At 48.0% G+C, this 24,460-nt stretch carries 22 protein-coding genes; 7 read left to right on the top strand and 15 right to left on the bottom strand.

Annotation, left to right across the window (positions count from 1 at the left end; all coding sequences use genetic code 11):
* Positions 1-379 precede the first annotated feature (379 nt).
* Both Q1B11_RS03505 and Q1B11_RS03500 read right to left on the bottom strand, forming a co-directional pair.
* Positions 380-2,053 (bottom strand): ankyrin repeat domain-containing protein, encoded by a 1,674-nt coding sequence (locus Q1B11_RS03505; RefSeq protein WP_299727568.1) that lies wholly within the window; start codon positions 2,051-2,053, stop codon positions 380-382.
* Positions 1,974-3,170 (bottom strand): hypothetical protein, encoded by a 1,197-nt coding sequence (locus Q1B11_RS03500; protein ID WP_299727565.1) that lies wholly within the window; start codon positions 3,168-3,170, stop codon positions 1,974-1,976. The genes Q1B11_RS03505 and Q1B11_RS03500 overlap by 80 nt, the downstream gene beginning before the upstream one ends.
* A 120-nt stretch (positions 3,171-3,290) precedes the next feature.
* Here Q1B11_RS03500 and Q1B11_RS03495 point away from each other — a divergent pair, with 120 nt between their 5' ends.
* Complete coding sequence (locus Q1B11_RS03495) at positions 3,291-4,667, top strand: class II fumarate hydratase (RefSeq protein ID WP_299727562.1); 1,377 nt, start codon at positions 3,291-3,293, stop codon at positions 4,665-4,667.
* Between the two features lie 11 nt (positions 4,668-4,678).
* Here Q1B11_RS03495 and Q1B11_RS03490 read toward each other — a convergent pair whose 3' ends face one another.
* The 3 genes from Q1B11_RS03490 to Q1B11_RS03480 are packed head-to-tail and all read right to left on the bottom strand — an operon-like array spanning position 4,679 to position 6,589.
* Positions 4,679-5,260, bottom strand: coding sequence for a DJ-1/PfpI family protein (locus tag Q1B11_RS03490; RefSeq protein ID WP_299727559.1), 582 nt, complete (start codon positions 5,258-5,260; stop codon positions 4,679-4,681).
* 40 nt (positions 5,261-5,300) lie between these two features.
* Entirely contained in the window at positions 5,301-6,080 is a 780-nt protein-coding gene (locus Q1B11_RS03485; protein ID WP_299727556.1) for a hypothetical protein, read from the bottom strand.
* 20 nt (positions 6,081-6,100) lie between these two features.
* The gene (locus tag Q1B11_RS03480; RefSeq protein ID WP_299727553.1) at positions 6,101-6,589 is read right to left on the bottom strand and encodes an aminotransferase class I/II-fold pyridoxal phosphate-dependent enzyme; all 489 of its coding nucleotides are present in this window, start codon (positions 6,587-6,589) and stop codon (positions 6,101-6,103) included.
* A gap of 61 nt (positions 6,590-6,650) precedes the next feature.
* Here Q1B11_RS03480 and Q1B11_RS03475 point away from each other — a divergent pair, with 61 nt between their 5' ends.
* Positions 6,651-7,253 carry a LysE family translocator gene (locus Q1B11_RS03475; protein ID WP_299727550.1) on the top strand — a complete coding sequence of 201 codons (603 nt, stop codon included), beginning with the start codon at positions 6,651-6,653 and terminating at the stop codon, positions 7,251-7,253.
* 392 nt (positions 7,254-7,645) lie between these two features.
* On the opposite strand, the gene Q1B11_RS03470 is transcribed toward Q1B11_RS03475, so the two are convergent.
* The 4 genes from Q1B11_RS03470 to Q1B11_RS03455 all read right to left on the bottom strand — a co-directional run bounded on the left by Q1B11_RS03470 (position 7,646) and on the right by Q1B11_RS03455 (position 10,441).
* Complete coding sequence (locus tag Q1B11_RS03470; protein WP_299727546.1) at positions 7,646-8,224, bottom strand: lysophospholipid acyltransferase family protein; 579 nt, start codon at positions 8,222-8,224, stop codon at positions 7,646-7,648.
* A gap of 89 nt (positions 8,225-8,313) precedes the next feature.
* Positions 8,314-9,351: a 2,3,4,5-tetrahydropyridine-2,6-dicarboxylate N-succinyltransferase gene (dapD, locus tag Q1B11_RS03465; protein WP_299727543.1), complete on the bottom strand. Its 1,038-nt coding sequence runs from the start codon at positions 9,349-9,351 to the stop codon at positions 8,314-8,316.
* A 172-nt stretch (positions 9,352-9,523) separates the two neighbouring features.
* Entirely contained in the window at positions 9,524-9,886 is a 363-nt protein-coding gene (locus Q1B11_RS03460; protein WP_299727540.1) for an ArsC family reductase, read from the bottom strand.
* Positions 9,887-10,015: 129 nt separating this feature from the next.
* Positions 10,016-10,441 carry a DUF1499 domain-containing protein gene (locus Q1B11_RS03455; RefSeq protein ID WP_299727537.1) on the bottom strand — a complete coding sequence of 142 codons (426 nt, stop codon included), beginning with the start codon at positions 10,439-10,441 and terminating at the stop codon, positions 10,016-10,018.
* A 133-nt stretch (positions 10,442-10,574) separates the two neighbouring features.
* Here Q1B11_RS03455 and Q1B11_RS03450 point away from each other — a divergent pair, with 133 nt between their 5' ends.
* Positions 10,575-11,552 carry a pentapeptide repeat-containing protein gene (locus Q1B11_RS03450; protein WP_299727534.1) on the top strand — a complete coding sequence of 326 codons (978 nt, stop codon included), beginning with the start codon at positions 10,575-10,577 and terminating at the stop codon, positions 11,550-11,552.
* 16 nt (positions 11,553-11,568) lie between these two features.
* Here Q1B11_RS03450 and Q1B11_RS03445 read toward each other — a convergent pair whose 3' ends face one another.
* On the bottom strand, positions 11,569-12,066 hold the full coding sequence (locus tag Q1B11_RS03445) for a YbaK/EbsC family protein (RefSeq protein WP_299727531.1): 498 nt from the start codon (positions 12,064-12,066) through the stop codon (positions 11,569-11,571).
* A 312-nt stretch (positions 12,067-12,378) separates the two neighbouring features.
* Between Q1B11_RS03445 and nhaD the strand changes: the two genes are divergently transcribed.
* Positions 12,379-13,764, top strand: a complete 1,386-nt coding sequence (nhaD, locus tag Q1B11_RS03440) for a sodium:proton antiporter NhaD (RefSeq protein WP_299727528.1) — start codon at positions 12,379-12,381, stop codon at positions 13,762-13,764.
* Between the two features lie 245 nt (positions 13,765-14,009).
* Here nhaD and Q1B11_RS03435 read toward each other — a convergent pair whose 3' ends face one another.
* The 5 genes from Q1B11_RS03435 to gatC form a co-directional block, all read right to left on the bottom strand.
* Entirely contained in the window at positions 14,010-14,537 is a 528-nt protein-coding gene (locus Q1B11_RS03435; RefSeq protein WP_299727525.1) for an acyloxyacyl hydrolase, read from the bottom strand.
* Positions 14,538-14,888: 351 nt separating this feature from the next.
* Entirely contained in the window at positions 14,889-17,546 is a 2,658-nt protein-coding gene (locus tag Q1B11_RS03430; RefSeq protein ID WP_299727522.1) for a parallel beta-helix domain-containing protein, read from the bottom strand.
* A 258-nt stretch (positions 17,547-17,804) separates the two neighbouring features.
* Positions 17,805-19,253, bottom strand: a complete 1,449-nt coding sequence (gene gatB / locus Q1B11_RS03425; RefSeq protein ID WP_299727519.1) for an Asp-tRNA(Asn)/Glu-tRNA(Gln) amidotransferase subunit GatB — start codon at positions 19,251-19,253, stop codon at positions 17,805-17,807.
* Between the two features lie 11 nt (positions 19,254-19,264).
* Positions 19,265-20,716, bottom strand: coding sequence for an Asp-tRNA(Asn)/Glu-tRNA(Gln) amidotransferase subunit GatA (gene gatA / locus Q1B11_RS03420; protein WP_299727516.1), 1,452 nt, complete (start codon positions 20,714-20,716; stop codon positions 19,265-19,267).
* A 50-nt stretch (positions 20,717-20,766) separates the two neighbouring features.
* Positions 20,767-21,054, bottom strand: a complete 288-nt coding sequence (gene gatC / locus Q1B11_RS03415; RefSeq protein ID WP_067519876.1) for an Asp-tRNA(Asn)/Glu-tRNA(Gln) amidotransferase subunit GatC — start codon at positions 21,052-21,054, stop codon at positions 20,767-20,769.
* Positions 21,055-21,498: 444 nt separating this feature from the next.
* Between gatC and Q1B11_RS03410 the strand changes: the two genes are divergently transcribed.
* The 3 genes from Q1B11_RS03410 to mreD all read left to right on the top strand — a co-directional run bounded on the left by Q1B11_RS03410 (position 21,499) and on the right by mreD (position 24,333).
* A complete protein-coding gene (locus tag Q1B11_RS03410; protein ID WP_299727507.1) occupies positions 21,499-22,536 on the top strand; it encodes a rod shape-determining protein in 1,038 nt (345 codons plus the stop codon).
* A 415-nt stretch (positions 22,537-22,951) separates the two neighbouring features.
* Positions 22,952-23,851, top strand: a complete 900-nt coding sequence (mreC, locus tag Q1B11_RS03405) for a rod shape-determining protein MreC (RefSeq protein ID WP_366139433.1) — start codon at positions 22,952-22,954, stop codon at positions 23,849-23,851.
* Positions 23,848-24,333 (top strand): rod shape-determining protein MreD, encoded by a 486-nt coding sequence (gene mreD / locus Q1B11_RS03400; RefSeq protein WP_299727504.1) that lies wholly within the window; start codon positions 23,848-23,850, stop codon positions 24,331-24,333. Before mreC ends, mreD begins: the two co-directional genes overlap by 4 nt.
* The last annotated feature ends 127 nt before the right edge of the window (positions 24,334-24,460 follow it).

Below are 24,460 nucleotides of genomic sequence, written 5' to 3'. Positions count from 1 at the left end.
TTAACAACGAAGTTTTGGAGAAAATGGAAGACTGCTCATTTTGAAAATTTTCTAACCCTTGGGAGCTCTACATATAAGGAAAGAGCATATTGAAACTTTGACAGATATATGGCTTCTTGAAGCCTTTGATACCAAGGTGAAAGGTACTTTCCAGCCAAGCACTATGTATCCTTTTTAAAAGTGTGGTCAATGGCGCCATGTAAAGATCACTTGAGTAAGCAGTCTCATGCTGAATTAGATAGTAAGCGCACATCTTGTTTCCAGACGTTATAGCCAGAAATAGAGATGCGTCTCGTGATGTAATTTGTCCTTTACCATGGCTCAGCAGTATTTTGACACAGTCTGGATCGTCATTTAAGGTCGCGGAGCTCAGGGGCGTTCAGCCATCGTTGTTTTTCCCATTGACCAGAATGCCGGGGGCCTTCAGTAAAGCCTCTTGGCACTCTGTATGGCCGTATCTGGCGGCGTAGTTTAGGGGCGTCCAGCCATCGTTGTTTTTCTCATTGACCTTAATGTCGGGGGCTTTCAGTAACGCCTCGAGGCACTTTGTATAGCCGTTTCTGGCGGCGCAGTTCAGGGGTGTCCAGCCATCTTTGTTTTTCTCATTGACATTAATGTCGTGGGCGTTCAGTAACGCCTCGAGGCACTTTGTATGGCCGTTTCTGGCGGCGCAGTTCAGGGGCGTCCAGCCATCGTTGTTTTTCTCATTGACCAGAATGCCGGAGGGATGCTCCGCCTGATTGATGTATGAATTATGTGCGCGAAGTCTTGATTGAAAAGGTAGCATAAATACTATTGGTTCTACTGGTGAGATGTGCCTATTTAAAGCACATAAAATGCTTGATCCCTTGAGTAACGTGACTATCCAAGGAGTTACATTGTTCAGGCTGAGCACCCTGCTGGGGGCGTTTAGCAACGCCTTGAGGCACTCTGTATGGCCGTATCTGGCGGCGCAGTTCAGGGGCGTCCAGCCATCGTTGTTTTTCTCATTGATCAGAATGCCGGGGGCCTTCAGCAACGCCTTGAGGCACTCTGTATGGCCGTATCTGGCGGCGCAGTTCAGGGGCGTCCAGCCATCGTTGTTTTTCTCATTGACCAGAATGTCGGGGGCGTTCAGTAACGCCTTGAGGCACTCTGTATGGCCGTTTCTGGCGGCGAAGTTCAGGGGCGTCCAGCCATCGTTGGTTTTCTCATTGATCAGAATGCCGGGTTCGTTCAGTAATGCCTTGAGGCACTCTTTATGGTCGTATCTGGCGGCGCAGTCCAGGGGCGTCCAGCCATCGTTGTCTTTTTTGTTAACCTCCGTGTTCTTCAATTTCAACAGGTATATCAATCCAGATAAAATACCGCAGTGAGCAAAGCAGTGCAGGGAGCTTGCCCCTGAATCGCTCAAAAGGTTGGTCAATTGATCACAATGCCCTGTTAACAGAAGACGGGACATGGTTTCAGCTTGCCTCAGTTTAAATGCCTGTTTGAATAGCCGTTGGCACTCCTCTGGTGTCAGCAACTGTTTTATATCCTGATCTGAAAAGTCGGCTATTTGCCAGCTGGTCAGGCTTTGTGTGATTGGCGAAATATCGATTCCTTGTTGTTGAAGTTTTAACAAGACCGGCTCAAGTAATGGTGTGTCGATTAGCCAGCGCAGAGTGTCTGGAGAAACGGTTGTTGCGTGAGGGCCAGTCAATTGAGCACAGATACATTGACACATTCTCTCTTTGAAGCCTTTATCATCGCCTTTATCGTTGTAGGCCAGCTTGTCGCAGAGTTGGTTGGAAAGTGTCTTAACCACCAACGGTTGTGTTTTAACGAGCTGTTGGATGGTGGCCTGTTGCAGGAAAAACGAAGCGATTTCCTCTGCATTACCGGTTTGCTCCATCGCCTGAGTGAGCAGAGCATAACTAGTCGTCTCAGGCCAGGTAGAGAAGTCAATTGACGTTATATGAGATAACGTCAGGGTAGTGTGATTGTCCGTTTCAAAAGCGCATGGTTGACCGGCAGGTAAACGTTGGGGGTTGATTAAATACCCAGAAGAAAACGTTGTTAATGGTTCCAATATGCGATGCCGAATCGACACCTCCGGGAATAGTGCTGAATACCTGTGCTGATGACCCACAGAAATGGCTGGTGACCCAGGCTAGCAATTTTTCCCGGTACCGGCCAAGACGATAGGTGCCGTCGGCTGTTTCTTCGATCATGCTCCAGAGATCAAGTGACTGTTCTACAGTTGTTTTCAGTAAATGGTTAACCGGTTTAAAGAGTGTGCTCTCAAGAGCGGCGTTTATGTCTGGAGTCAGTTCGGCGGGTTCAATAGCACCGGCTTCCCATTTCAATACCCCCATTTTCTGAAGGCTTGCCCTTAGCTGATCAGACCACTCAGCCGAGATTTTTCGAAGGATGGTACATGTATTGACTGACAAGGGTGCAGCAGAAAGAAATCGCTGGGTAAGGTCGTCACTCAGGGTGGTCGGTGCGAATGGATCAACGATGGTAGAAAGCCCCAGAGGCTCACAGAAAAGATTATGAAAACTGTTAAACCAGTGGATTTCCATACCTTGTGGAATATCACAAAGCCTTTCCCGTTGCTGATCAACCAGGAATGACTGAATAAATTGATGAAACAACTCGCTCCTTACCCTGACGAGTGTGCCAATCAGCCCGCCCTGAGATGCTTCAAGATTAAGAAAACTGTGAGCAAAACGGCTATGAACACCCGCAGGGCAAAGGTCAATGTCGTTCAGGCAATCATGGAGTACAGACGCGATATATGCTTTTTTGTCGAGATCAACGTTTGGATCGTTTTGTTGATTATTGAGTTGAATGACCAGTTGATGAATCTGGAAACGTGTTTCACGGTACAGAGGGAACAGGCTGTCCTTTAGATGATCAGGAGGCGACTTTAGCTTGTCATGAAAAGTGTCTATTGCTTTATCGTATTGTTGATCAACAAAGCCATGTGACAGTTGCTTGAGTTCCTGAATATCACTGAGGAACTGGGATTTAATGCCTGGAAAAGAAGAATGCGCTTCCAGCTCCTGATAATGACCAACCTTTGGTAACTCATTATATTCTGGTTGATGTACAGCCGTTTGAGCCTTTGAATCACTTGAGGCAGAAATAGGCTTCAGGGGTTGGAAAAGCCTTGTGTTGGTTTCTGTAGTGTGGATCAGCATGAGTTCGTTCTGGCTTTTATTCGTACACCAGATATGACACTGAAGTAGTATAGAAGTTCCATGTCTAAGATTTTTTATCTCAAATATTCACATAAAATCACAAAGGTGGTGCACATTGTTATGAATACAAGAACTGAGAAAGACAGTATGGGGAAGTTGGAAGTATCTGCTGAGGCACTGTATGGCGCGCAGACCCAGCGGGCGGTGAATAACTTCCCTATCAGCCATCAGGGAATGCCAGAAGCCTTTATTCGATCCTTGTTGCTGGCAAAAAAAGCGGCAGCCATGGCGAATATCAAACTGGGAACGCTGTCTTCTAGTCTGGGGAGCAGCATTGTCTCGGCGGTGGATGAATTGTTAGGTGAGCCTAATCTCATGCAGCACTTTCCGGTAGATGTGTTTCAAACGGGATCGGGCACCAGTTCAAATATGAACGCGAATGAAGTGCTGGCGACATTAGCCAGCCGTCATTCTGATGAAACCGTCAATGCCAACGATCATGTGAATTTTGGGCAAAGCAGTAACGACATGATTCCCAGCACCATTCATATCAGTGCGGCCATTGAGGTGCAGCACAAATTGCTGCCAGCGCTGGAGCATTTATCCGCCACGATCAAACATAAAGCGGATTTGGTAAAAGATTATGTGAAAACCGGGCGCACGCATTTGATGGATGCCATGCCGGTCAGAATGGATCAAAGTCTGCTGGCCTGGAGCGCTCAGATTGACCAGAATATTCGCACAATTACACGGCTTCAGCCGGATTTGTTGACCCTTGCCCAAGGCGGCACTGCGGTTGGAACGGGCATCAATGCCCATCCTGATTTTTCCAAAGCCTTCAGCGATGCGCTAAATGGCGTGACTGGATTGCAGTTTACGCCTGCTGAGAATCTGTTTGCCCTTATCAGTACTCAGGATATCGCTGTTTCCGTATCCGGCGCTTTGAAAACGACAGCGGTCTCATTAATGAAAATGGCGAATGACTTGCGCTGGATGAACTCCGGACCGTTGGCCGGGCTTGGAGAAATTGAGCTGGAGGCGTTGCAGCCAGGTTCTTCCATTATGCCGGGCAAAGTGAATCCAGTCATTCCGGAAGCCACGGCGATGGTGGCAGCGCAGGTGATGGGGAATGATGTCACGGTTTCTGTGGCGGGTCAGTCAGGTAACTTTGAGCTGAATGTCATGTTGCCCGTCATAGCTAGAAATCTATTGGAAAGCATCACCTTGCTAGCAAACGTCAGTCGTCTTCTGGCTGATAAGGCCATCGCTACCTTCACGGTCAATGAAAGCAACCTTAAGCAGACGCTGTCGAGAAACCCGATTCTGGTCACGGCTCTGAACCCTATTATTGGTTATGCAAAGGCGGCAGACATTGCCAAGCAAGCTTATAAAGAAGGGCGGCCAGTGGTTGATGTGGCTGAAGAGAACACAGATTTATCCCGTGATGAGCTGGAGAAACTGCTGGATCCTCGTAAGCTCACGGAAGGTGGGTTGTAAACCGTTACCGCTTATCGCTGTTGCCAATCGTAATCCATTTGTCTTGCCGTTTTTTCTGCCAGTTCACGGCTGTGAAGACGGCTGACGATGTGCAGGCTCATATCAATACCCGCAGAAATACCTGCTGAAGTGATGATGGCGCCTTCATCGACCCAGCGTACTGACTCTTCTACTGTTAGTTGAGGAAACTGATTGCGAAGGTCTGGGATATCTTCCCAATGGGTGGTGACTTTTTGATGGGTTAACGCCCCTGCGGCTGCCAGAATAAAGGCACCAGTACAAACAGATGCGGTTAACGATGCATTCTCTGCTTGAGCTTTTATCCAGTTAAGAACCACGGGTTTATCCATTTCAGCAACATGCACACCACCAACAACGATCAGCACATCCAGTGACGGGTGGTTATGAAAACCGAAGTTTGGAACAACGGTATAACCGCCCCGGGCGGTTACCGGTTCACCATCTTCACTGATCAGAATCGGGGATAGCTGTGTATCTGACGACGAAAGACGTGTTGCTGTCGAGAACACTTCAAAGGGGCCAGAGAAGTCGAGTACTTCAGCCTGTTTGTAGATATAGATACCGATGTTCATTGTTTTTTTTTACTCGGTAGTGGATGTTCCAACGGTCCCATTACTCAGACCAATTGATTTCATTGGCGGTTAAAGGGCCTATCCGTGTTTGAGAAAGGCTTCTCGGCATTTTACTTTCACTTGGAGAGATAGGAATATGACCCGCCATCAGCTCGGCCATTTTCTGTGGATAGCGAGGTGTCTGTTCCGGTGCCGCATACCCTTCTGGAAAGATAGGTGTGCCCGTAGCCAGATCGTATTTATCCGTTGCTCCCAGTGTATGTAGTAATTCGTGAACGATAACCACATTGTTGCTGCTGGTATAACGACGATCGCCGTAAGCATTCACAATACCCACCATGCCTTTTTGCAAACCCACTGAATGCTCAAGAACCGGTAGTTGTTCGGGATCATGATAAATGACATAGAGGTGTATATCGGCTCCGGCGAGACTGTTCTCGCTTTTCATTTGTCGGTGCCAGTACCGCAATTTCATGGACCAGAGCATGGTGGAAAATAGAGTGCGATCAGCAGGCAGAGCAGGAGGCAACTCATGAAGCGGTTGCCCTACCTGAAAAGTGATGGGGCTGATATCGGTTCCGATATTGATTCCATATCGTAGGGCTTCCTGACTGATGAATTGTTCGACCTTTTTAAAGTGCCAGGATTTCACATGATTCAGGTATTCTTCTGTTTTACGACTGTGGTCGCCATTAATCGGGTGAATGGCAACCGTTAACGGTGAATTCCAGTCGGTACTTCGTACCTGGGTCAGCCAGCTGTTTAGCCCAACCATCGCCAGAATAGTCAGCAGGATGAATACTCTAATTTTTTTAAACATGGATATTCCGAGCCGCCTTTTTATAACGAGAATTCGGCCACGGGCTGAGTGGCTAACAATGATTTTATGGTTTTCAATCCGCTGGTCAGGGTATCAAGATTATCCGGTGCACTGAAGGATAAACGCACTGCGGGAGGAATGGCGTAGCCCGGGGGGACAAATAACTCAGCGGATTTTACCGCGATCCCTTCTGTTTTCAGAGCGGCAAGAAAGTCACTTAAACTCCAGGCTTCGGGGACCGGCAGCCAGGCATGAAAGTAATCTTCTGCGGTTTGAATGCCCGTATCGGCCAGAAGGCTGCAAACCAGTTGCCGACGTTGACGAATATCCTGACGAATATAATGAAGCGTTTGGTCAGCGGAGCCTTGTTCTATCAATTGGCAGGCAAGGCCTGTTAGTAACGGGCTCACCATCCAGCATTGATTTTGAATAGTCGACATAAGTTGTTTATAAAGCGCTTCCGGTGCATGAACGTAACCAAACCTTAGCCCGGGTGCTAAAAATTGCATCGATATAATTTTAAGTGTCGATTAGGTATCGTTAGGTATAGAAAGATTGTTGGGAGACTGCATGTTGGAATATCAATTTATCCTGTCTGTTGCCATCTTCGCCGTGGCTATGACGGGAACTCCAGGACCAAACAATATGATGTTGACAGCATCAGGGGCTAATTTTGGCTATTGGCGTTCTTTACCCCATATTGTGGGTATTGGTCTTGGTGTGGTTGTGCTGATTCTACTGATGTCAGCAGGATTGGGTGCGGTGTTTCAGAAGTTTCCCATCGTACAGGAGGTATTGAAGTGGATCTCCAGCGCCTATCTTCTGTTTCTGGCTTGGAAAATTGGCTCTGCACCAGCACCTGAGCAACATGATGCCCGTGCCGCCCGCCCGATGACGCTGATACAAGCAGCCACATTCCAGTTTGTGAACCCAAAGGCCTGGGCGATGGCGATTACGGCCATTGGAAGTTTCACTTTGGGCGGCGATCAATATTGGTTATCGGCGTTGATGATCGCGCTGGTTTTTTGGGTTGTCGGATTCCCCTGCATCTCCTTATGGACTGGTTTTGGCACATTGATTGGTAAGGCGATCCGCAGCCCTGGTCAGTGGCGGGTATTTAATGGAGTGATGGGTTTTGCCACGGCATCCTGTTTGTTGTTCATCTGGACGTAACCGCATAAAAAAGCTGACGAGAGCTTTCTTCTCGGCAGCTGATAAAGTTTAAAAAAAAGCAAGCATCGACTTCAGCAAAGATGAAGACATACTGCCGTAATCACTTACAAAGAAACCAAACCCCCAATTCATAATGAAATTCAACGTAAACCTCCAAGTTAGTTTAATGATTGTTTAGCGTCGTCTTCGACCGATCTGATGTTCATAAGTTCATAATGGAAACTAACTAATTGGCGCTATTATTTATTTTATTAATTGCTATTTTGAATATTATTTACTGACGTGTATCCCGCAAACACATTTGGTTTTCTCGAGACCGAAAGGTTAGCGTTAGTTGTCAATTCACAGGAGGCGATGGGAAGGGGGGACGGTCCATCCATGGACAGTGAAGATCAGGCAAATTTACGAGGATGCTTACCCGTCATGTCTTTATAAAAATCCTGAATCTTGATCAGGTCAGCTTCGTAATCACCGGTTGGTGAAAACATAGGGCCAAAGCCGCCCACTTTTTTCTTGAAGTCCAGAAAACTCAGGGCAATGGGTACACCCGCGCTGTGGGCTACATGGTAAAAACCACTTTTCCACTGTCGTACTTTACTTCGGGTGCCTTCTGGGGGGATGGCAACGGCCAGCTCTGTGCAGCTGTTGAATGTATCCACCACTTGTTGCACAAGCCCATTGGCTTTATTGCGGTCTACTGGAATGCCTCCAAGCCATCTCATGACGCTGCCAAAAGGGCCTTTGAATAAGGTGTTTTTCCCCATCCAGAACACTTTGATGCGAAAGGTAAAGGCAAACGCAATAATGAAAATGAAATCCCAGTTACTGGTGTGGGGAGCAGCAATAATGACATACTTTCTGGCATCAGGGCGTTGACCTTCCAGTTTCCAGCCGAAGAGCTTGAGGCCAATCTGCGACAGTAGTCGGAAGCAGTGGTTAATGACAGGGGTATCAAAGATAGTACGACGCATTATTATTGTAACCAGATATAAAAAACTCCGCGATTATGCACGGAGCTTTTCGGGCTGGCTACCACTTTTGGTGGTAAGTACTTAATTGTTTAGTTGTGAGAATGCAGCTCGTCATTCAACTCAATAGCAGATTTATTGGTCAGGCATTCAATCGCACCGGTCAACGAATTGCGACGGAATAACAGGTCGGATTTTCCGGCCAGATCACCGGCTTTAATCACTTCTACCACGGTTTTTTTGTCATCCAGAATCTGAACTTTGCTGGCGGCGGTGAGATAAAGACCTGCTTCAATAATGCAACGGTCACCCAGTGGGATTCCCAGACCAGCATTCGCGCCAATCAGGCAGTTCTCGCCAACAGAGATAACAATGTTGTTGCCACCAGACAGGGTGCCCATGGTGCTGCAGCCGCCACCCAGATCAGAGCCTTTGCCGACCATGACGCCGGCAGAAACACGACCTTCGATCATGCTGGTGCCTTCGGTGCCTGCATTAAAGTTGATAAAACCTTCATGCATGATGGTGGTGCCTTCACCAACATAGGCTCCCAGGCGAACACGAGCCGTATGGGCTATGCGTACACCGGCAGGTACCACGTAGTCGGTCATTTTCGGGAATTTATCCACGGAGTTGACGCTCAGTAAACGACCTTCAGCACGAGCCTGAAGTTGTCGGGCAGGCAGTTCTTCCAGATCGACAGCGCCTTCGTTGGTCCAGGCAACATTCGGGAGCAATGGGAAAATGCCCTGAAGGTTTACACCGTGGGGTTTTACCAGACGGTGGGAAAGCAGGTGCAGCTTTAGATACGCTTCCGGAGTGCTGGTCGGTGCATCGTCAGTTTCCAGAATGGTGATCACTCTGGGCTGCGCACTTTCTTCCAGACTCCGGGTAATGGTGGCCAGTGTCGTTTCTTTGTTATCAACAAACAGATCTTCCAGGGCGTGGAGGGTTTTGCTGTCCAGCTCAATGGATTGGTTGCCACCGGTATAGCCTACGAGGCTGGAGATTTTTTCCAGCAGGGCAGAGTCCGGGTTTAGCACTGGGTTTGGGTAGAACACTTCGAGCCACTGGCCTTTCTGGTTTTTGCTACCAACACCAATGGCCAGGCTGAAATACTGATGACTCATTTATCATTCCTTAGTTTATTCGATGTAACTCAAGAGGGTATCGCGAAACCCTTAGGTCGGTAATTCTATAAGAATTGCCGACATCTCGCCGCGCTGTAGAGGCTGATTGTCGGCAACCCTTCGGATTACCGACCTACGGCATCTGCTTTTAATGACCTTTTTCGACAACCTCTCATGATAACAGGTGACGGTATTGCTTCTCACTGAAGCCGAGAATTTTGGTTGCACCGGTATCCAGCAAAGGGCGTTTGATCATCGCTGGCTGTTCCAGCATTAGCTCAAGAGCGCGCTCTTTGTTGATCGATGCTTTTATTTCTTCAGGCAGTTTGCGCCATGTGGTGCCGCGGCGGTTCAGTAGCTGTTCCCAGCCGAGCTCTTCAGCCCAGTTCGCTAGAGAAACCAGATCCAGGCCATCTTTTCGATAGTCATGGAACTCATACTCTAGTCCATTACTATCCAGCCATCGTCGGGCTTTTTTAATAGTGTCGCAATTAGAGATGCCGTAGATTTTTAGCACATTGTCTCCGATTACCATGGGATCGCTTGCCTGTCTCTACTACTGATGGCTCCGCAGCCCGTTATAGCAGGAGATGCAGGTGGCGAATTCAGGGCGGTAATTATACACAAACAAAGTGTTGTTTGCGTAAGAGGGGGAAAGCCCTCGTTATTCTACCAGCTCTGCTTTCAGGTGCTGTCTCAGGCTCTCTATCTGACGGCGGTTGGCGCCGAAATCGTAGTACCCAACCCGGGAAGCCGATTTAACATCAACCCGTCCATCCTCGTTGATCAGTAAAATAATATCGTCTTCAAACTTCAACAGTTGGCTGGTATGCACGGCGTGGATAATGTGGCCATTACTGCCGCTTATGTGGATGTTGGAGGACTTTTTCAGAGCATTAACCAGCATGTTGTGGATTTTAGCTTTATCGCTTTCTTTGAACATAAAGGGGGCAATAAATTGTTGCCCCTCAACCAGGCTACTAACGCAGTTAGGGCTTTCTGGGCAGGGGAGGCCGTCAGTGTATGCCTGACTTAGCAACGGTGTCAGTAGCAGGCTGGTCAGAACAAGATGTCTTATTTTTGTACTCATGGTGCTTATTCCAATCTGTTTAGACAAGCATTCTAATTGACTATGCCAAGGTCTGCACCCCTTACCGGCAGGTACAGTCTGGATAAGGGTGGACGATATATTCAGGAGAAAATCAGCAGACTCAGGCTCGATCGTGGAACTATCGCTCGGAATCGATGAACAATGTGTATTTTCTGGTAAGACAGGGCGATGCTGTGACGAGGTAGAACCCGGTCGTCGTTTTTGTTTCTGGCATGATCCGGAAGCGGATAAGTCGACGGCCGACGTGAAAGTCAGATTAGAGAAACGTGCTCGCACCGGCCGCCCTATGGAAGGTTTTTTGCTGATTAAGGCTAACCTTGAAGGCGTGAATCTTGTGAACCATGATGGATCGACGGCCTATCGATTGATTCATTCTGACTTGAGTCGTGCGTCGCTTCATAATGCCCATTTGTTTCGGTTGGATCTTTCCGGCTCCCGTCTGTTTAAAGCTGACTTGTCCCATGCGAATTTGCATCGTGCCAATTTGGAAGGCTGTAATCTTCTGGGCGTTAAACTTCGGGACTGTTCACTGGATCATATTAACTGGGGCGACCAGTTGTATCAGGAAGCGCAAGCGGTGGCCTGCCCTGAAAAAGCCGTGTCTATTTATGAAGAAGCGGAAGAGTCCGCCCGAAATATTCGCAGACAATGTGAGCGCCTTGGCATGATTTCGGTAGCTGGGGATTTTTACTACCGGGAAAAAGTGTATGAAAGACGACAGATGCCAAAATATTCATTGAAGCGGTGCTTCTCATGGTTGGTGGATGTCGTTAGCGGCTATGGCGAATCGCCTCAGAAAGTGATCGGCTGTTCACTGGCATTGATTCTGTTGTGTTCATTCGCTTATCTGTGCACAGGGGTTCTGGATAATGGTGCAGTGGTTCGTTTTGATCAAAACCAGACACTGGGGGAAAATCTGATCTATTGGCTGGATTGTCTTTATTTCAGTATCGTCACCTTTACCACCCTCGGGTATGGGGATTTAACGCCATTGGGGCTATCTCGCGTCGTTGCTGCCTTTGAGGCGTTCTCTGGCAGCTTTTCACTGGCTCTGTTTGTCGTATTGTTTGTAAAAAAAATCATACGATAGAAGTCGTTAATCTTAGTTACTCTTTTGAGTACGCTTCCATTTCTTCCGGTGGACAACTGATAGCCGCGTGAGGCTCACCTTGCAGTAACTGCTTGAATTGCTCCCGTTGAAGATGCACCAACTCTCGATGATTCCCGCCCTGAAAGTACAAATCCTGCACTGCGTTGAGCTCGTCATCCCAGCAGGTTTTAATGCCGTATGCCGTCCCTATGGCCGGTATCGCACCACTTTCACAATCTGGGAACAGCTCTTCCAATCCATGCTCACTAACCAGATGAAGGTGACGATTCAGTTTGGAGTTCACCCAGCGCAGCATTAATTTGTTAACGGAAGGAAGAATGGTCATGACATAACCTTGCTCATCTTTGAGAACCACGGCTTTCGTCATATTCTTGGCGGGTACACAGGCGACATTGGCTGTATTGAGTGCGCCATCGGAGTAGGGGTGGGAAACTACTTCGTAATCGATGTCGTTCCGGTTCAGAAATGATTTAAGCCTTGGAGCAATAGACATCAAGCATCACCTGGAAATAACAAGACAGCTGTCGCTGAGCACAAACATTGAACGAGCTAAACTGAACAATGGTTTGTATAGAGTGTATACAGGAAATTGGGCGACCGTTTGACAATGTGCCGATTTTTTAATCGATTGTGTTCTTAAAATGCCCGCTTTTAATCCAGACTGCTTTTTGCACTTCCTCTTCCGTGCCTGTATCCTTGCGCGCGAATTTTACAGAACTTTTAATTAGACTTTTAATTAGAGCTTTCAATGCACACGCTGGTGGCAAAGGACGCCGTTTGCCAGTGACTAAAGATGAATACAATAATGAAAAGACTCCTCTCTCTGGCTGCTTTAGCATTGCTGCCTTCTTCTGCCACCGCTGCTGATCAGGTTCTGGGTATGACATCCAGCCCTTTGGCCTGGGCTTGCATCGTAATCTTTGTGGTTGCCTACTGTCTGGTTATGGCAGAAGAGCAGTTGCATCTCAGAAAGTCCAAACCGGTGATTATGGCCGCGGGCTTGATATGGGCTTTGATCGCCTTTATGGCCTCGGCAAAAGGTGTCAGTCATGAAGAGCTGAAAAGTGCGGTAATGCACGATCTGGAAGAATATGCGGCGATGTTCCTCTTCTTGCTGGTGGCCATGACGTATATCAACGCCATGGAAGACCGGCAAATTTTTGCCACGCTTCGATGCTGGTTGATCACCAAAGGTTTTAATTACTTTGGGCTTTTCTGGATTACCGGTATTTTGGCCTTCTTTATCTCGCCAATTGCGGATAACTTGACCACGGCGCTATTAATGGGCGCTGTTATTATGGCCGTAGGGGAAGGCAATCCACGGTTTATCACTCTTGGCATGATCAACGTGGTGGTGGCTGCCAATGCAGGGGGCGCGTTCAGTCCTTTTGGCGATATCACTACTCTGATGGTTTGGCAGGCGGGCAAAGTGGAGTTCTTTAAATTCTTCACGCTCTTTATCCCTGCCGTGGTTAATTACGTGATTCCAGCGGCGATCATGAGTCTCTTTATTCCTAAAGGGCGCCCGATGGGGGTACAGGTTCAAAGCCAAATTCGTCGTGGCGGCCTGATGATCTGCTTTTTATTCCTGGTGACGATTTTTCTGGCCGTCAGCTTTGAAAAAGTTCTTGGGCTACCGCCGTTTATGGGCATGATGACCGGTTTGGCCTTGTTGATGTTTTACACCTACTTTATGCATATTCAGGGGTTGACCAGTGGTCGTCGTTTAACGGCTCGTCCACATGGGCCGGAAGAAACCAAAATGGATGTGTTCAAAGAAGTTGCCCATGCCGAGTGGGATACCCTGTTGTTCTTCTTCGGTGTTATTTTCTCTGTGGGCGGGCTGCGCTATATCGGTTATCTGGATGTGGCTTCGGAATCCATGTATGCAGGCCTTGGTGCAACCTGGACCAATATTATTGCCGGTGTGATTTCTGCGGTGGTGGATAACATTCCTGTGATGTTTGCCATTCTGGGTATGAATCCAGAAATGGATACGTTCCAGTGGTTGTTGATTACGTTGACTGCAGGTGTGGGTGGTAGCTTACTGTCTGTAGGTTCTGCTGCTGGTGTTGCGTTGATGGGAACATCAAAAGGGCTTTATACCTTTGTTTCTCACTTGCGTTGGAGCTGGGCTATTGGCCTGGGTTATGCAGCCAGTGTTTGGGTACATTTTTTGATTAATGGATAAAGATTGAGTTCGTTGTAAATAAGATAAGCCAGCTCTTGTTTGAGCTGGCTTATGCGTACAAATAAGAGCGAGTAATTGGAGTGCTTAAGTACCCAACCATATGAAATCATATTTTCTGACTCATTGATCAGACCCTCTGACTGCGTTGCAACTCTGGTCACATAGCTCGCTATGCTCCCGCCGTTGCGCCTTGCAGAGAACCTGATCAACAAGCCAGAAATATTCGATTCCATATGGCCGGGTACTTATTGGAACCGATAGGTCAATTGCAGGGTTTGAAAATCCATGCCCTCATTGGCATCGTGGATATACGCATTTGAGTAATGCATCCAACCATAACTGATTTCAAAATCTCTATTTTCACCCAAAGCCATGCCAATCATAGCGCGAATTTCAAACTGCCAGTTTCCCCCCATGTTTATGCCGGTCAGATGTCTTTGTTCAATATCCTCTTCGTTTTGATAGCTTAGGCCGACGCCCATATCCAGAAATGGATAAGAGCTTCCCCATACTGGCTGTTGACTGATCAGGCGAAAGACCGGGCTTACGCTTATCTGGTTGACGCTATCGGCACCGATTCTCTGGTTGTTGAAAGTGGGGCTTAATGAGCTCTTCCACTTTCCAAGGGCCAGCTCAACATAGCTTTGTAATTGGGTGTTTTCTGATGACCAGAGTTCGTTGCTAACTTCCCAAATCAGGCCAAATCGATATTGTTGGATATCGGCAGTGCGGTTGGCAAATGGGCTGAAAAAGTCGCCGTAGCCAATGCTCACTCTATCGGGTTGCCAGTCGGCTTGCGAAATGTTGGATATTAAAATAAGTGCAACAAGAAGATACCCACGGTTCATTTCCAAGCCCTGTGTTAGGAGTGCTTAGTTGGTATCGTGGGTGTTGTGTGGTTCTTTAGTGAGTTGTGCTAAATGAAAACAGAGCCCGATAACGGGCTCTAGGAGCCTGTCGGACTTACCACTGACCTACTGCGAAAAAGCCGGATTTGGCCATTTTTTATGCTCCTTTTTGTTGAATAGCTCGCTATTCGCCTCAAATGAGCATAAAAACTGACTCAAACCGGACTTTTTCTCGCTACCGTCGGCTAAGTCCGACAGGCTCCTAGAAAATGATTGTCAGGTCGGATTAGAACAGTTAGCTGGGGGGAGGCGGTTAATCCATTCTGCGATCAACTCGACGCCTTCACCATGGGCAAGGCTTCTGCCAATCTCTGGCATTCTATCGCCGGGTTCGGTGCTGGCCATGCGATAATGCATAATGGAGTTTTCTGCATCGCCGGGGACGACATCGAATGATGATACGGCATCGGTACCATAGGCAACGGGCGTCTTGCAGGTGCCGTGGGCGGTTTCATTACCTTCGTATGGACGCCAGTATTCCAGTCTTAAACCGGTATTTGATGCGTTGCCTTCATTGCGATGACAGTGAGCGCAGTTAATATCCAGATAACCTTTGGCGAGATTCGTGATGTTTTGATCCGTTTCGCCACTCAGGTCGCCGTTGCCGAGTAAATCAAAGGCTGGAACGGTTTGGATGGATAGTAGATCATCAGGAACGTTGGCCAGAATTCCAAGGCTGCTCCACATCGTAAGCTGGTTCTCAGAAATATCACCGCTGTACATGAAGTCTTTATTCAGGTTGCGGGCTTTTGGACCAATAGGCTCAAACCGGGTGACGTTGTTTTCGCTGAACTGGTGACACTGCTTACACTCGTTCACACTCGGAACTTTATAGTCGAAATCAAGTACTTCTCCCTTATGCACTACAGACTGATTGATCTTGTCGCCGGTTTTTGCAAGGGCAGCGTCGTCTTTTGCATCGTTCCAAATATAGGGTAGGGCAGACCAGCCAAAGGAGCGGCGGATCAGCAGTCGTGTTTCCAGTAGTTCTTCATTGTCACTTATTGGATTGCTGGTGTTATCGGGCATGGCAAACGTTTTCACGAGAACAGTGCCTACTGGAAAGTTAAATGACTCCTGATCGTGATAGTCAATAACTTCACCATCCGGGATAAATACATAGCGGTACTTGTTTGTGTAATCGGTAAACAGTGATGTGTTCAGATCATATGGAACACCGCTGTTGTCTGTGGAGTTACCTCTTGGATCAGCATTGTCAGAGAACAGGTTGTAATCTGAAAGGGCAGGGCAGTTAGCACCCTCCAGTGCGGTCCAGTTGACTCCAGCGGTGTCAAGGTCACAGAAGGCAAGGTTGCCATCGCCATCCAGGCCACCATCACCGGTGCCGATAGTGCCTACGCCGCCGATGATGTTTCGATTTTCACAGGCTGGAAAACCTTCATCATCAATAGCGCAACCGAAGATATCATCGCCGTAGGTGACGAAGTGCACCGGTAGAGATGGTTGGGTGCAGTTCATTAGGTTTTCTTGAGTCAATTCATAGGCAAATGCGGGATCTGAACCTGTTTGGTCACCAAGGAATATTTGTCCCAAAGTGATATCGCCGTTATTACTGGCGCAGATATTATCACTTCCATCTTCTGCGAAAGGAGGCTCACCGTAAGCACTGGTATAGTCGAGATTTGCAAAAAATTCTCCCATGCCATCATAAAGAATGGCAGGGAAGCTGGGTACACCAATCAGCTCCATATAGGCACCGATAATGTCAGCAATCAATTCTCCCTCTGGATCGTAACCGGTGTTGGAAATTTCATTGTTATGGATGTATATATTTCTTGGAATAAAACGCCAGCCATCAGCAATGGTGCTACCGTGTTTAGCCACAAAAGCGACCAGGTCCGGGCCTTCGGCAATCAAATAACTGGAAACGGCCACAGCCATGGTTTTGTGATCTTCAATGATGTTATTGAAAACCTCAACGCCACCCGTGGAAAGAATAATAACTCCTGTACCTGGTGGAACAATGTGAACACCGCCTTCAAAGCTGCCATCGGTTGCAAAGTTTTCAGTGTTATTACCAATCACTCGATTATTAAAAACACGAACACTGTTGCCATAGAGCTGGTTACCGATAGGGAGGTCAAAAACCAGAATCCCGCCGGTGTTGCCCGAGGCTTCGTTGTCATAGACATCCGCATACTTTGAGTTTTCAATCTCAATACCGGCTACATTTTCTTTTGCGATATTGCGACGTACGACAATGTAATCCGACTGACCGACATAGATACCCGCATCGGCAGAGCCCCGGACGTAGGAATCTTCTATCAGAACATTCTGGCATTCCACCGGATAGAGTCCATAAGCTCCATTATCCTCGTTCAATTCACCCTCCCAGACAGTGGAAACACGACGAAGGATGATGCCATTTGAATCTTTGAGTTTTATGCCGTTGTTTCTGGCCTCGTAAACGCCAAGGTCTTGGATGATAATGTTGTTGGTGTTCTGGACATAGATACCATCGCCGGCATCGGAGTTTTCAAAGTCCAGTATCGTTCTATCCATACCGTAACCAGCAATGGTGACGTTTTTGGCATTGGCGGTACTGCCATCAAATAACAGAGTTCTGTCTATTGCAAAGCGGCCTTCTGGTAACACAATAGTGTCGCCGGAGTTGGCATTAATAAATGCTGCAGATATGTTTTCGCCGAGATTTCCATCTGTAGTTACAAAAATTGCATTGTCAGGAAAGTCTGGTGGAGTGGGTTCTGGTTCTGGCGTGGGAGCCGGGTTCGTAGTATTTGAATTTTCGACAATTGCTGGGTCATCATCGCCATCGCTCCGACATCCAGCCAGATTTAGTGCTAGCACTGAAGCCAGCAGGGCTGGTAAAAGCCAGGACTGCTTAATCCTCATATTTTTCTCCATTTTTATTATTTGTTTTGGAGTTGTTGAATGGACAGTGTTTATAACATAGTACAAACGTACTGTTTATCCATAAGGATTACGCTATCATCTTTTTAAATGGTTGGCGATATAGAAATGTTACTCAGATTTTATTGTTTGATGTTTGTTGTGAATTGATGGTGCTTGTTGGTTTTGTGAATTAGAGATAATAATTGATAACTGTCGTATTTACCCGCCAGAAATAATCTGGCGGGTAAATACACTGCATTAGCCGTCCAGTTTCTGTTTCAGAATCTGATTGACCATGCCTGGGTTTGCTTTTCCTTTGGAGGCTTGCATGCATTTGCCCACGAAGAAGCCAATCATCTTGCCGCGTTTGTCTTCTGGTGCGGCTCGATAATTGTCAACTTGTTGGGCATTGGCTGCCAGCACTTCATCGATCATGGTTTCAATGGCACCGGTGTCGGTGACTTGTTTTAAACCTTTTTTCTCGATGACGTCATCCGCTGATGTGCCTTCACCATTCCAGAGCGCTTCAAAGACTTCTTTGGCGATTTTGCCAGAGATGGTGTTGTCTTTGATGCGCTGGATCAGGCCACCAAGCATTTCTGCGGTTACCGGGCTTGCAGAAATACCGATGCTGCTCTGGTTCAGGGATCTGGACAGTTCGCCCATTACCCAGTTGGCAGAGAGCTTGGCATCCTGACTCACCGCTACGGAGGCTTCAAAGTAGTGGGCAGTGGCTTGATCGCCGGACAGTATTTCAGCGTCGTAGTCGTTCAGACCGAAGTTAGCGATAAAGCGTGCTTTTTTCGCGTCCGGCATTTCCGGCATATCGGCTTTTAATTTCTCAAGACGACTGTCGTCAATCACTACTGGCAGAAGATCCGGGCAGGGGAAATAACGGTAATCGTTGGCTTCCTCTTTACTGCGCATGGAGCGTGCTTCACCGGTGTCACCGTTATAAAGGCGGGTTTCCTGGGTGATTTTACCGCCATCTTCCAGTACGTCGATCTGACGCTCTACTTCTTTATGGATAGCGGCCTCCATAAATTTGAAGGAGTTCAGGTTTTTGGTTTCGGTGCGGGTACCCAGTTCTTCCTGACCTTTTGGACGAACGGAGACGTTTACATCGAAGCGCATGGAGCCCTGAGACATTTCGCCATCACAGATGCCCAGAGTTGTTACGATAGAATGCAGCTTTTTGGCAAATGCGACCGCTTCTTCTGAACTGCGAATATCCGGCTCAGTCACAATTTCAATCAGTGGTGTGCCAGCACGGTTCAGGTCAATGCCACTCATGCCATGAAAGTCTTCGTGCAAGCTTTTACCTGCATCTTCTTCAAGGTGTGCATGGTGGATGCGAATACTTTTAGTTGAACCATCCGCCAGAGTGATGTCTACATGGCCGGCACCGACAATTGGTTTTTCCAGCTGAGTGGTCTGGTAGCCTTTTGGTAGATCCGGATAGAAATAGTTTTTACGTTCGAATACGTTCACTTTGTTGATTTCAGCATCAATGCCCAAACCAAATTTAATGGCCATATTGATGGCTTCTTCGTTCACTACTGGAAGAATACCCGGAAGGCCTAAGTCCACAGCACAGGCCTGAGTGTTGGGTTCAGCGCCAAAAGCGGTGGAGGCACCGGAAAAAATTTTGGTTTTTGTGGCCAGCTGGACGTGAATTTCCAGCCCGATAACGGTTTCCCATTGCATATCTGTGCGTCCTATACCAGTGCTGGAGTGAGTGTGTGCCAGTCAGTCGCCTGCTGGAAACGATGACCAATATTGAGCAGTCGGGCTTCGTCGAAATGTTGTCCGATCACCTGCAGACCCACAGGGCGGTTGTTGGCCATGCCCGCTGGAATGGACATGCCTGGTAATCCTGCCAGGTTAACCGACAGTGTGTAGATATCCGACAGGTACATTGCGACCGGGTCATTATTCAGGGAACCAATATCGAAAGCAGATGTTGGTGCGTTTGGTCCCATAATGACATCGCACTCTTTGAAAGCATTTAAGAAGTCATCACGAATCAGGCGACGAATCTGTTGGGCTTTACGATAGTAGGCATCATAGAAACCAGCAGACAGTGCATAAGTGCCGACAATAATACGACGTTTGACTTCTTCTCCGAAGCCTTCGCTGCGGCTGCGGATATAAAGATCCATTAAGTCTTTTGGATCTTCACAGCGGTAGCCAAATCTCACGCCATCAAAACGGGACAGGTTGGAAGAGGCTTCCGCCGGTGCAATCACGTAATAAGCAGGAATGCACAGTTTGGCATTGGGCAGGCTGACTTCTTTTACTTTGGCGCCAAGCTTTTCGTATTCGGCAATGGCGTTACGAATTTGCTGTTCAACGTCACTGTCCAGGCCTGAAGCAAAATACTCGGTTGGCAGACCGATGGTCAGGCCTTCCAGAGAATCATTCAAAGTAGCGGTGTAGTCAGGTACTTCACGATTCAGACAGGTAGAGTCTCTTTCGTCAAAACCCGCCATGGTGTTAAGCATGATGGCAGCATCTTCGGCAGTGCGGGTCATTGGGCCTGCCTGGTCAAGGCTGGAGGCATAAGCAATCATGCCGTAACGGGATACACGACCATAGGTTGGTTTAATGCCTGTGATGCCACAGTGAGAAGCAGGCTGGCGAATAGAGCCGCCAGTATCCGTACCCGTTGCACCGGCTGCCAGACGAGCGGCCACCGCAGCGGCAGAGCCTCCGGAAGATCCACCGGGAATGGCGGCTTTATCCCACGGGTTTTTTACCGGGCCGTAATGACTGTTTTCGTTGGAAGAGCCCATGGCGAACTCATCCATATTGGTTTTGCCCAGCATGACGGCACCCGCGTCTTTGAATTTGCTGGTGACGGTGGACTCGTAAGGTGCAATAAAATTGTCCAGCATTTTGGAGCCGCAGGAGGTTTTCACACCATCGGTGCAAAACAAATCCTTGTGGGCGACTGGAATACCGGTCATGGCATCGGCATTGCCCGATGCACGACGTTCGTCGGCAGCTTTGGCCTGGCTCAGTGCCAGCTCTTCTGTGACGGTGATAAAACTATTGATATCACCGTCCAGCTGTTTAATGCGATCAAGGTAGCTCTGGGTGAGTTCAACACTGGATATTTCACCAGAAGCCAGGGCCTGGCTCTGTTCTGCAATGGTTTTTTGATACATGGGAATCGGTCGCTTGAATACGTTGTCAGGAGCTGTGGATGGTGACCGGATTATTCAATAACCCGTGGGACCAGAAACAGTCCATCTTCAACAGCCGGTGCGCAGCTTTGGAGTTTTTCCCGCTGATTGTCTTCGGAGACGACATCTGCTCTCAGTCGTTGAGTTGCATCCAGAGGGTTGGCCAGTGGTTCGACATTCTGGGTATCCACGGCTTGCATTTGGTCAACCAGTTCCAGAATGCTGCTGATGGTTGTCGTCGTTGCATCCACGGCATCATCGCTGATAGAAAGTCTTGCCAAGTGGGCAACTTTTTGGACTTCAGAGGCATCAATGGCCATTGGTGGGCTATCTCCTGAATAAATAACCTGAAAAATTATGGTTAATGTATGGGCTGTGCAAGGATTTCTCAAGGGGGAACGGGCTTTATAGTCATCAATAGCAAAAGCAAATACCTGATGTTGTTTTGCGGGCTACTACTTAGAACGCAATAGCAACGAATTAATTACTACAAATGGTATCAGTCGCTATACAATAGGACTGATTTTGTTGATGTCTCTTCGACAGATATTTTGAATCCATTGACAAAAGGGACGGTTGCGCAAGTGAATACCAGAAATAGGCAGCCGTTATTGTGATGTGCGTTCAAACTACGTGGCAAATAAATGGCAAAGTTGTGGGTACATGCTCTCACATTGATAAATTGCTGCTTGCCCAATGCTGGCAGCATTGTTAGAGTTTCATAAATTATATTCACCACGCCTTGCATCAAGGTAATCCATAACATGCTGAAAAGGTTACGTGGCTTGTTTTCCAGCGATCTTTCGATCGACCTTGGAACTGCCAATACTCTGGTCTATGTCCGTGAAAAGGGCATAGTGTTAAACGAACCCTCCGTTGTTGCTATTCGCAATCTGGGAACCCAGAAAAGTGTCGTCGCTGTTGGCACAGATGCAAAGCGGATGCTGGGTAGAACACCTGGGAATATCACCGCTATACGTCCTATGAAAGATGGCGTGATTGCCGACTTTGATGTCTGTGAACGTATGCTTCAGCACTTTATCAATAAAGTGCATGAAAACAGTTTTATTCAGCCAAGCCCTCGGGTATTGGTGTGTGTACCGTGTAAATCCACCAAGGTTGAGAAGCGAGCGATTCGTGAATCTGTGCTGGGCGCTGGTGCGCGGGAAGTATATCTGATCGAAGAACCTATGGCTGCAGCGATTGGTGCGGGCTTGCCGGTTGAAGAAGCCAGTGGCTCCATGGTCGTGGATATCGGTGGCGGTACTACTGAAATTGCCATTATTTCTTTGAGTGGTGTCGTTTATTCTGAATCCGTTCGCATTGGCGGTGATAAGTTTGACGATGCCATCGTCACTTATGTGCGCCGCAATTATGGCAGCTTGATTGGTGATGCCACGGCTGAACGTATCAAACAGGAAATCGCCATTGCCTACCCAAGTGATGAAGTTCTGGAAATTGATGTTCGTGGTCGTAATCTGGCAGAAGGTATTCCCAGAAGCTTTACCTTGAACAGTACTGAAATTATGGAAGCGCTTCAGGAATCCCTGACTGCGATTGTTCAGGCAGTGAAAAGTGCACTTGAACAGTCTCCACCGGAACTGGCGTCAGATATTGCTGAGCGCGGTCTGGTATTGACTGGAGGTGGTGCGCTGCTCCGTGATCTTGATAAATTGATCAGTGAAGAAACCGGCTTACCTGTTCTGGTTGCAGACGATCCGCTGACTTGCGTGGCTCGCGGTGGTGGTAAGGCGATCGAAATGATGGACAGGCATCGCATGGATCTTTTATCCACTGATTGATGCAGGCGCCAATGGTTAAAAACAGCAATGCTTCTTATTGGGGTATTGCTGTTTTTGTGTCAGCAAGGAGCCTTTCGGACTTACCACTGACCTACTGCGAAAAAAACCGAATTTGGTCATTTTCTATGCTGCTTCTCGTTGAATAGCTGGGCTATTCGCCTCAAATCAGCATAAAAACTGACGCAAACCGGATTTTTTCTCGCTACGGTCGGCTAAGTCAGAAAGGCTCCCAGGAGGCTGACCAATAATAGGTTGCCCTACTGCGGTGGTAGTAAATTGGTCTAAAAGTTCTGTTTTGTTCAGCAAATAGCACCACTATTCACTTCACAAAACAGAATTTTTATCCGCAATTTTCTACCATCCTCGCTACGGGCGCTATTCTCGGTCAGCCTCCTAGCCTGGTAAGGAGCAGGTCATTAAATCGATTTTCAGTCAAGGCCAGTCGCTGGTTACCCGATTTGTTTTTCTTATTATTTTATCGCTGGCGCTGTTGTTTTTTGATCACAGCTATCGGGCTTTACAACAGGTTCGGCAATGGTTATCGGTTGCTGCTACGCCTGTTTTGTTTCTTGCTGACCTACCCGGGCGAGTTTGGGGTACGGCCTCCGAATTAGTCATGTCTCGCAGTGATTTGCTCCAGGAAAACGCCCGCCTTAAAGCCAGAAACCTTATCCTCGAACAAAAAGTCCAGAAACTGGCCTCGTTGACGGCACAGAATATCCGGCTGCGTGAATTACTGAACTCATCGGAGCTGGTGGATGAGCAGGTTCTGGTGGCTGAAGTGGTGGGTGTGGATCCGGACCCTTTCCGGCATCGTGTGGTTATCAATAAAGGCGAGATGGATCAGGTGTATCCAGGCCAGGCGATTCTCGATGCTCACGGTGTTATGGGGCAGGTGATCGAGGTCAGCCCATTGAGCAGCCGGGTATTGATGCTGACGGATCAGGCGGCAAAAGTCCCTGTTCAGAATAATCGTACAAAGTATCGGACGGTGGCTGCAGGCTCTGGCAGAACGGATCGGATGGAGTTGCTTCATATTCCGGTGACAGAAGACTTTGTTGTAGGTGATCTGATGACCAGCTCTGGTTTGGGGGGCATCTTTCCAGAAGGTTATCCAGTGGGCGTGGTGACGGAAGTGGAACACACGCCGGGGGAGGCGTTTGCGTCTATTAAGGTGCAGCCACTGGCGGAAGTGAATCGTAGCCGGGTGGTGCTTCTGGTGTTCCGGGAAATAAAAGAAATGGCGGATTTGAATCCGGATCTGAAAATCGAGCCAGAGGCAGATGGCGCGGGCAGTAAGGAAGACGAACCATGATACAGCAGCCAAATGCCCACTGGGTGGTGTGGATGACGCTGTTAGCGGCGGCCATCTTCAGTATTATGCCGTTACCTGAGTGGTTGTCTCTAATACGCCCGGCCTGGGTGCCCATTGTGGTGATTTACTGGGTGTTGGCATTGCCCGATCGCTTTGGTTTGTTCTTTGCTTTCATTACCGGGCTGTTGCTGGATGTTTTTCAGGGCAGCATGTTCGGTCTCAGCTCTCTTGGGTTATTGGTTCTGGCATTTGTGGTGCTCAGTATGCATCGACGGCTTAGACTGTTTCCCATGTGGCAGCAATCATTTATGGTGTTCCTCCTGATCGCTTTCTATCAGATATTGTTAGTATGGTTGCGCAGTGCTCTGGGCGGTACGATTCCATCGGTCTGGTACTTATTGCCTTCAATTTCCAGTGCGTTGATCTGGCCATGGATGATGTCCGGTTTGCGTTTTTTAAGACGTTATTTCCGGGTTGTTTAATTCTATAAGTAGTTAGCCATTTGGAATCGAATAATTTTGGCCGAGTGGATAGTTGCTATGCAAGGCACAACTTAGGGAGCATAGCCGTAGCTATGTGACCGGAGTTGTAACGCAGTACGACTGCATG

The organism is uncultured Endozoicomonas sp. (assembly GCF_947495845.1).
Classification (GTDB): Bacteria; Pseudomonadota; Gammaproteobacteria; order Pseudomonadales; family Endozoicomonadaceae; genus Endozoicomonas.
This window is presented reverse-complemented; position numbering and strand designations above follow the sequence as displayed.